Raw genomic sequence first — 7529 nt, forward strand, 5'->3', positions numbered from 1 at the left:
CAGGATCGCGATCAGCGGCATCTTCTCCAAACACGCATTCAAGGTCGGGCCTTGCGACATTCTCAGACTCCTGGTTGTACTTCCGGTCTCGTCCGTAATGTTCAAGCTCAATGCAAAGGCGCCTAAAAGGCGTACAGGCCGCCGCCATCTACGACCAGGATGTGGCCATTAACGTAGCGGGCAGCGTTGGAAACCAGATAGGTTACCGCCCAACCGACATCCTCCGGGTCACCTACCTTGCCGGCGGGAATTCGGCTGAGAACTCGCCGCTCTCGATCGGGATCTCCTTTTTGGGCGTTCCGATACAGGTCGGTATCGATCCAGCCGGGCGCGACGGCATTAACTCGTATTCCACGCCCCCCCAGCTCCACAGCAAGGGATCGAACCATACCCACATAGGCTGCCTTCGACGCGGAATAGCCGATCACCTTGGGAATCCCCAGGAACGAGGCCATGGACGCGGTGAATACGATATTGCCGCCTCCCCGCTCGAGAAAATGGGGAAGTACTGCCCGGGTCATGGCGTATGCACCACCGACATGGACCTGCCACACCTTAGTCAGGTCGTCGATCTCGGTTTGCTCGATCGGCTTTTTAATGGTGTTGCCGGCATTGTTGACGAGAATGTCGATCGGCCCGGCTTCCAAAAGCCCATCGACTAGACCTTGGGCGCCCGTGAAGTTAGTGACATCGAATACCCGCGCCGTAGCCATAGAACCAAGGGTCTCGCAGGCCTTCTCCACAATCTCCGCATTCATATCGAGAAGGACGACATCGGCCCCCGCCGCCACCAAGCAACGGGCAATGGAAAACCCCAGCCCGCGACCGCCTCCAGTAACCACGGCCCGTTGTCCCGCCAGGGAAAAAGCTTCCATCAAATCCATGATTCGGTTCCTCCAACCGTATTCGCCTCGTCAGAAAACGCGCCGCGAAGGCGCGTCGCTCCCGGGGACAGACCTGTCCGCCCCGTGCCCCGAATCGAGATTCCTCTTACCATTCCGCCACCGATCCATCGTCGTGCCGCCAAATCGGGTTTCGCCAGCGGTGACCTTCCCGTGCCCGTTCCACCACGTAGGCCTCGTTGATCTCGATCCCCAGACCGGACCCCTCGGGGATGGCAACGAAGCCGTTCTCGTAGGCGAAGACACTGGGGTCGCAGAGATAGTCCAGGACGTCGTTGGATGTGTTGTAATGAATCCCCAGACTTTGTTCCTGGATGAACGCGTTGTAGGCGGTGGCATCCACCTGCAGGCAAGCGGCAAGGGCGATCGGTCCAAGCGGGCAATGTGGCGCCAACGCGACGTCGTAGGCTTCGGCCATCGCCGCGATCTTCTTGCACTCGGTTATGCCGCCCGCATGAGACAAATCCGGCTGGATGATGTCGGCGACCCCTTCCGTTAGCAGTCGCCTGAAGTCCGAGCGCGTAAACAGGCGTTCGCCCGTGGCGATAGGGATGGGGGTCGCCCTGACGAGGTCCCGCAGTTGATCGAGATGCTCCGGCAAGACGGGCTCCTCGATAAAAAGGGGACGCAGAGGCTCCAGTTCATGCATCAAGACCTTGGCCATGGGCCTGTGCACCCGACCGTGGAAGTCTATGGCGATATCCAGATCCGAGCCGCAGGCGTCGCGCAAGGTGGCCACCCGCCCTACGGCGGCATCGATCTTCTTGTACGAATCGACGATTTGCAGTTCTTCGCAGCCATTCATTTTGACGGCTGTGAACCCCCGCCCCATGGCGTCCTTCGCCGCGGCGACGAGGTCGACCGGCCGATCACCGCCTATCCACGAGTAGACCCGGATCCGGTCGCGGCAGCGCCCGCCCATCAGCTCGTGAACGGCGGCCCCGTGATAACGGCCCTTGATATCCCACAGGGCCTGATCGATGCCGGCGATGGCGCTCATCAACACCGGGCCGCCGCGATAAAATCCCCCACGATAAAGGGCCTGCCAATGATCCTCGATGCGCAGCGGATCCTTGCCAACCAGGTAATCCGCCATTTCGCCAATGGCGGCCTCAACCGTATCGGCACGGCCCTCAACGACCGGCTCGCCCCACCCCGCCAAACCGGCATCGGTCTCGATCTTCAGAAACAACCATCGAGGCGGAACCTTCCACGTCCGAAGCCGCAAAATTCTCATGATGGTATAGGCCCTTGGCTACAGAGATGCGGGACCGACCCCGGCCATCGAGGGGCCCCGAGAATGGAACGGGGAATGTCACCAATCGCCAATGGACCCATCCGGACGGAAGCATTCGTGGATCTTTCCGAGGATCGGCTCATCCGAGCCGTCCAGGAAGAAGGCCCCACCCAGTCCGGGGCCGCCGGGGAGGCCGCAACACCCGTCGGCCTCCACCTTCACCAGGGGCCCGGATATCTTGGCGAAGACGTCATGGTCCTCGTGCCGATGCTCGAGCATGCCAAAGGCCTGGGCGCTCGCCGCCAGATGGAGGCTGGCCAGAACCTGGAGAGGCCCGTTCGGATTATGCGGGTTGAACGCGACCCCGTACGTCTCGGCCATTGCCGCGATCTTCCACAGCTCGGTAATCCCCCCCCCGTTCGACACGTCCGGCTGGATGATGCCGGCCAGTTGTTCTTCGAGGATGGCCCGGAACCCCCACCGCGTAAACAACCGTTCCCCGACCGCAATCGGCGTGGAAAAACGCTCGACGCAGCGCCGAAGATCCTGGGGCGATTCGGCCGCCGCCGGCTCCTCTATCCAAAGAGGCGCGGTGTGCCGGATGGCGCTTTCCATCACGATGGCCCCCGCCCAACTGAGTTTTGCGTGGAAATCCACCGCGAAGTCCATATCGCCCAGTTCGTCACGGACAGCCTCGCAACACGCGACGACCCCGCGGACCGCCTTGAAGTCCACGACGGGCCCGACCGGCGGCAAGGGATAGATCTTTACCGTCTTGTACCCAAGGGCTTTCGCCTCGCGCACCCGACTGCGGAAAACGTTTGGATCCTCGGATAGGCCGAGATTGGCGTAAAGGCGGACTCGCGTCCGGACCGCTCCCCCCAGAAGCTTGTAGACCGGCAGGCCGGCAACCTTGCCTCGGATGTCCCACAGGGCCACATCGACGCCGGACAGGGCGCTCGTCAGGATTGGGCCGCCCCGCCAGTAGCTGTGCCGGTAGACCCGCTGCCAACACCATTCCGTGTCCGTCGGATCGGCCCCAACCAGAAGTGGCTCCAGATCCCGGACGGCCCCTGCCACGCCGTTCGGTTTTCCCGGCAGCGAGCATTCCCCATACCCGACGATCCCCTCGTCTGTTTCCACCTTGATATAGCACAAGTCGCTCACCGGCCCCTGAACGGGAAAGGGTTTAATCGAGGCAATTTTCATCTGGTCACCAAATCACTTCCAGTTTACCGACGCCCACGCTTTCGGAGAGCGATGCTCCCCTCTGGCAAGGGATGAAGACGCTTACCCTTGGATCGAGTCACATAAGGTGCTTCGGCAGGAACAGTACGAGATCCGGGATGAAGAGCAGGAGCAGTAGATCCGCCGCGATCGCGACGAAAAACGGCCAGGACTCCAGAATGTAGTCTTCCACCGGACACTTCATGATTCCGCAGACGGCATACATCGCCACGCCCAGGGGTGGCGTCATCGTGCCCATCGTCACCGTGATGGTCATGATCACGCCGAAGTGCACGGGATCGAAGCCGGCACTGGCCGCGATCGGAGCGAATATCGGCGTGAAAAGGAGGATGTTGACCGTTCCCTCGACGAACATGCCGATGACGATGAGAAAGGCCAGGATCAGCGCGATTTTGACCATCGGCGTGTCCGTAATCAGGCCGATGAAGGTGTTGATGGTGACGGACGTGTGCTCCATGACGATGACGTAACCGATCATCGCGGAGAACATGATGATCAGCATGATCATGCCGATGTCGTTGAGGCTCTCGCTGAAGGCTTCTCGGATGCCGCCCAGGGTCAGTTCGCCGTAGACGAACCGACCGATGATGAGGGCATATACGACGGCGAACGCTCCGGCTTCCGATGGGGTGAAAATGCCGAACCGAATTCCCCCCAGGAGCAGGACGGGAAAGAACAGTGCCCACTTGGCGGCATAGGCGGCGGACGCAATTCGCGACAGGGTGGGAACCTCCCCCTCCTGGATGCCGTACCGCTTGCGACGCGAAACGATGAAGACGGCCAGCATGAGGAAGCTCGCCATCAGCACCCCGGGAACAACCCCGCCCAGGAAGAGCCGGCCGATCGACACGTTGGCCGTGAATCCATAGAGGATGAGGCCGATGCTGGGCGGGATCGTCGGCGTGATCAGCGAGCCGATAATGATGACGGCCGCGGTGAATCCGGCTGGATAGCCCTTCTTGACCATCGTCGGCGCGAGAATCCTGGCCTCCATGCAGGCGTCGGTCACGGCCGCCCCCGAGATTCCGCCCATCAAGGCGCTCAGCATGATGCAGACCTGCGCCAATCCGCCGGCCATCCAGGCCACCAGGACATTTGAGAACCTTAGCAGACGCTCGGTGATGCCAGACCGGTTCATCAGGTTCCCGGCGAGGACAAAAAACGGGACCGCCAGGAGGGGAAAGCTTTGGGACGCAGAGGCAATGCGCTGGACGGCGATGCTGGAAGGAATCGTATCCGAGAGCAGGAAGAAGACGCCCCCCGAGAGGCCGACACTGAAGGCAACGGGGGTGCCGAGAGCGAGCAGAACCACGAAAACAATGCCGACGAGAAGCATCAGGCCCTCCCACCGCGCGGGGCGCTCGTCAGTTCCCGCCAGGACTGGATCGTCTGTCTCGAGAATGTCGTAAGCAGAAGCAGACAGCCGATCGGAACCGCCGCCGTGACAAAGGCGTAGGGAATGTTGCTATCGCTAAATTTTCTCTTCAGATTCAAGCCGGTGAGCTTGTATCCGTAATAAATCACCCAGGCCAGAAAGAATATAATGGAAAGGTCGATGATCATCTTCGTCGCGAAACGAAACCAGCGCGGCGTGCGTTTGATCAACATATCGACGGATATATGCCCCCCTTCCCGCAGCGTCTTGTTGGCGCCGAGGAAAGACAGCCAAATGAACAGCAACTGGGCGAAGTCAACGGACCAGGGGATGGGATAGCCCAGCCAACGCGAAATCGACGCGCAGAAGACCAGCAGAATCACCATCCAAAGCAGAAGGTGGGCGAGTACGGTTTCGCTCTTGCAGAATCGAGCGTACATTTCACGACCTCGAAACAGGGCAGCCAAGCGTTTGTCGGCGCGCCGGCCGGCTTGGGCCGGCCGGCAGCCTTCAATGGTCTCATCCCTACTTAATTTCTGCGAGGATCTTCTTACGGATGTCTTCGTAACCCAGCTTCGTGTATACGGCCGCGGTCCGCTCGCGGAATGGCCTGGTGTCGATGTCGTTGATGATCATACCGGCCGCCCTCATTTTGTCTTCGAGCACGCCGATCCGGGCGGCAGTGTTCTTACTGGCCTCGACGCCGGCCTTGACCCACTCGTCGAGCAGAATGTCCTGGATGTCCTTGGGCAGGCCGTCGAACCACTTCACCCCCGTCACGAAGCCGTGGACGTGGTTGAAGTGGCCGGTCTTGGTCATGTACTTCACGACCTCCTGAAGTTTCGAGCCCCACACGGCAACCGTCTGCGCCTCGGCACCGTCAATGACCTTCTGCTCCATGGCTGGATAGACCTCGGTCCACGGCATCGGCGTCGGCGTGGCCCCCATGGCCCGGATGGATTCCATCCAGGTCGGTGTTCCGGCGGTCCGGATGCGGAGTCCCTTGAGATTATCGGGAGACTTGATCTCCTTGTTGGTTAGCAGATGCCGCGTGCCGTGCCACCAGTTGAAGGCAAGGACCTGGAACCCGTTCTTCCGAAGTTCCTTCACCCAGCTCGCGAAAGTCGGAGTCTGGGTGATCTTGAGGGTGACGTTGGCGTCATCGGCAATGTACGGGCAGGTGAGAATCCCCAACTCCTTGACATAGGAAGCAAGCCGCCCGCCATCGGTCAGGACCGCGACGTTGCTGCCGGCCAACGCCTGTTCCATGACGTCATCGACACTGCCGAGCTGGTTAGCGGGGAGAATCGAGAGCTTCAGCCTGCCGTTGGTCCGACTTTTCACGCTCTCCGCCATGACAAGCAGGCTCTCGACATGCGAGTCGTCGGACGACAGCGCGGTCCCGACGTTCAGCGTCCAGTCGGCGGATGCCGTATTGGTGACAAGAAGCCCCGCCAAAGCCACTGCCCCTGAAAGCCACGCAAACCGGTTCTGTTTCATAACGATTGTTCCTTTTCCTGCCAAGTGGGTTCCCAGGATGCTGGGATCCTAGTATCCTGAAAGAACGTTGTCAAATTCGTTTCGAATGCACCTCTTCTGGGATTGAGTGCGCAGGAGAAACTGGCCGCCGAGTTGTGGTAGTGATCGCTATTGTCGCGGCGGTTTGAACGCGCCTTCCCTTGATCAGGGGCTCGCCCGCCAACCCGCCACGTAGGTGTAGCGGTCGTTCTCCGCGTCGCAGATGAAGTCCGCCACGGCAAAGAGGCCGCGCTTGGCGTTGCCGGATGATGTCTGCGTCTTGGGGATGCAGGGCAGAATACCCGTATCCTCGCAGGCCAACACCTTATCGCCATTGCAACAGCCCCCGTCAGCCAGTACCTGACTGCCCCGCATCCGATTACATCGCGCGCCTTGCTGCCCATCGACACCAGCCTCGTGCGCGACAATCAGATGGTGCTCGGCGTCGACGGTGATCTGGACATTGCAACCGACGATGCCGGTGCCCTTGCCGCTGGTCTCGTCGAGGACCACGACATCCCGGGTGAACAGGTTGAACCGGCGGCACAGCACGACGAACTGCGCGCAAGCCGCGCGGATCACCGCCCCGTTGTCGCGGCGGAAATTGGCGATCGTCTTGAAGTCCGGCATCAAGCGGCCGGTCAGTCACATCAGCTCGATGCTACGCTGGCTCTCCAGTTCAAGCCGCTGGCTCGACTGGATGCGATTGCGATCGCCGTAGAGATAGATCTTCAGCAGCGTCGCGGAATGATAGGCTGGCCGTCCCGTCGCTTCCGGTACGACGGCAAAGCTCAGAGCTTCCAGGTCAAGCTCATCAATGAAAACGTCGATGACGCGGACCGGATTGTCCCGTCACATAGACTTCCAGGCGGTGGGGGAGCAGTGTCGCTTGCCGCCGATCTTCGCCCTCAATGAAACGCTTCATCCGCACCCTCGCTGACCGGGAATCACCCTATCAGATCAACGAGTTCCACACCGGCCGGACCCATAACGGCCGTTCTTGGCCTCATTTACACGGCCAAAAGCGGACATTTTGTATTCACTCGATAATGCAAGGGCGGTCCTCGGGAGGTCCCCCGTGAGACAATTGGCGCAGGACGTTTCAATTCCTGCCTCACAGACACCACCAATTTGGCAAATTTAATCGTGAGGAGTCAATTCATCCTCATTCATCGATTCCGCCCATGCACAGGTACTTGATCTCGAGGAAGTCGTCGAGGCCGTATTTGGAGCCCTCGCGGCCGACGCC

Annotated in this window: 6 protein-coding genes and 1 pseudogene; all 7 read right to left on the reverse strand. The window is 60.4% G+C overall.

From position 1 onward, the window contains the following. Positions 1-122: 122 nt before the first annotated feature. A complete protein-coding gene (locus ODR01_RS24990) occupies positions 123-884 on the reverse strand; it encodes an SDR family NAD(P)-dependent oxidoreductase (protein ID WP_316980440.1) in 762 nt (253 codons plus the stop codon). A 106-nt stretch (positions 885-990) separates the two neighbouring features. After that, entirely contained in the window at positions 991-2139 is a 1149-nt protein-coding gene (gene dgoD, locus ODR01_RS24995) for a galactonate dehydratase (RefSeq protein WP_316980441.1), read from the reverse strand. A gap of 78 nt (positions 2140-2217) precedes the next feature. Next, a complete protein-coding gene (locus ODR01_RS25000; RefSeq protein WP_316980442.1) occupies positions 2218-3348 on the reverse strand; it encodes an enolase C-terminal domain-like protein in 1131 nt (376 codons plus the stop codon). 97 nt (positions 3349-3445) lie between these two features. After that, the gene (locus ODR01_RS25005) at positions 3446-4723 is read right to left on the reverse strand and encodes a TRAP transporter large permease (protein WP_316980443.1); all 1278 of its coding nucleotides are present in this window, start codon (positions 4721-4723) and stop codon (positions 3446-3448) included. Then, on the reverse strand, positions 4723-5202 hold the full coding sequence (locus ODR01_RS25010; protein ID WP_316980444.1) for a TRAP transporter small permease: 480 nt from the start codon (positions 5200-5202) through the stop codon (positions 4723-4725). Before ODR01_RS25010 ends, ODR01_RS25005 begins: the two co-directional genes overlap by 1 nt. An 85-nt stretch (positions 5203-5287) precedes the next feature. After that, positions 5288-6262 (reverse strand): C4-dicarboxylate TRAP transporter substrate-binding protein, encoded by a 975-nt coding sequence (locus ODR01_RS25015; protein WP_316980445.1) that lies wholly within the window; start codon positions 6260-6262, stop codon positions 5288-5290. Positions 6263-6766: 504 nt separating this feature from the next. Beyond that, positions 6767-7205, reverse strand: a pseudogene (locus tag ODR01_RS25375) (transposase); the annotation flags it as partial. Between the last annotated feature and the right edge of the window lie 324 nt (positions 7206-7529).

Source organism: Shumkonia mesophila (assembly GCF_026163695.1).
Taxonomy (GTDB): Bacteria; Pseudomonadota; Alphaproteobacteria; order Rhodospirillales; family Shumkoniaceae; genus Shumkonia; species Shumkonia mesophila.

Excerpts from the sequence above, each read along its gene's own strand:
- ODR01_RS25010 (WP_316980444.1), bottom strand. The coding sequence starts at position 5,202 with ATGTACGCTCGATTCTGCAAGAGCGAAACCGTACTCGCCCACCTTCTG.
- ODR01_RS25005 (WP_316980443.1), bottom strand. The coding sequence starts at position 4,723 with ATGCTTCTCGTCGGCATTGTTTTCGTGGTTCTGCTCGCTCTCGGCACC.
- dgoD (WP_316980441.1), bottom strand. The coding sequence starts at position 2,139 with ATGAGAATTTTGCGGCTTCGGACGTGGAAGGTTCCGCCTCGATGGTTG.
- ODR01_RS25000 (WP_316980442.1), bottom strand. The coding sequence starts at position 3,348 with ATGAAAATTGCCTCGATTAAACCCTTTCCCGTTCAGGGGCCGGTGAGC.
- ODR01_RS25015 (WP_316980445.1), bottom strand. The coding sequence starts at position 6,262 with ATGAAACAGAACCGGTTTGCGTGGCTTTCAGGGGCAGTGGCTTTGGCG.
- ODR01_RS24990 (WP_316980440.1), bottom strand. The coding sequence starts at position 884 with ATGGATTTGATGGAAGCTTTTTCCCTGGCGGGACAACGGGCCGTGGTT.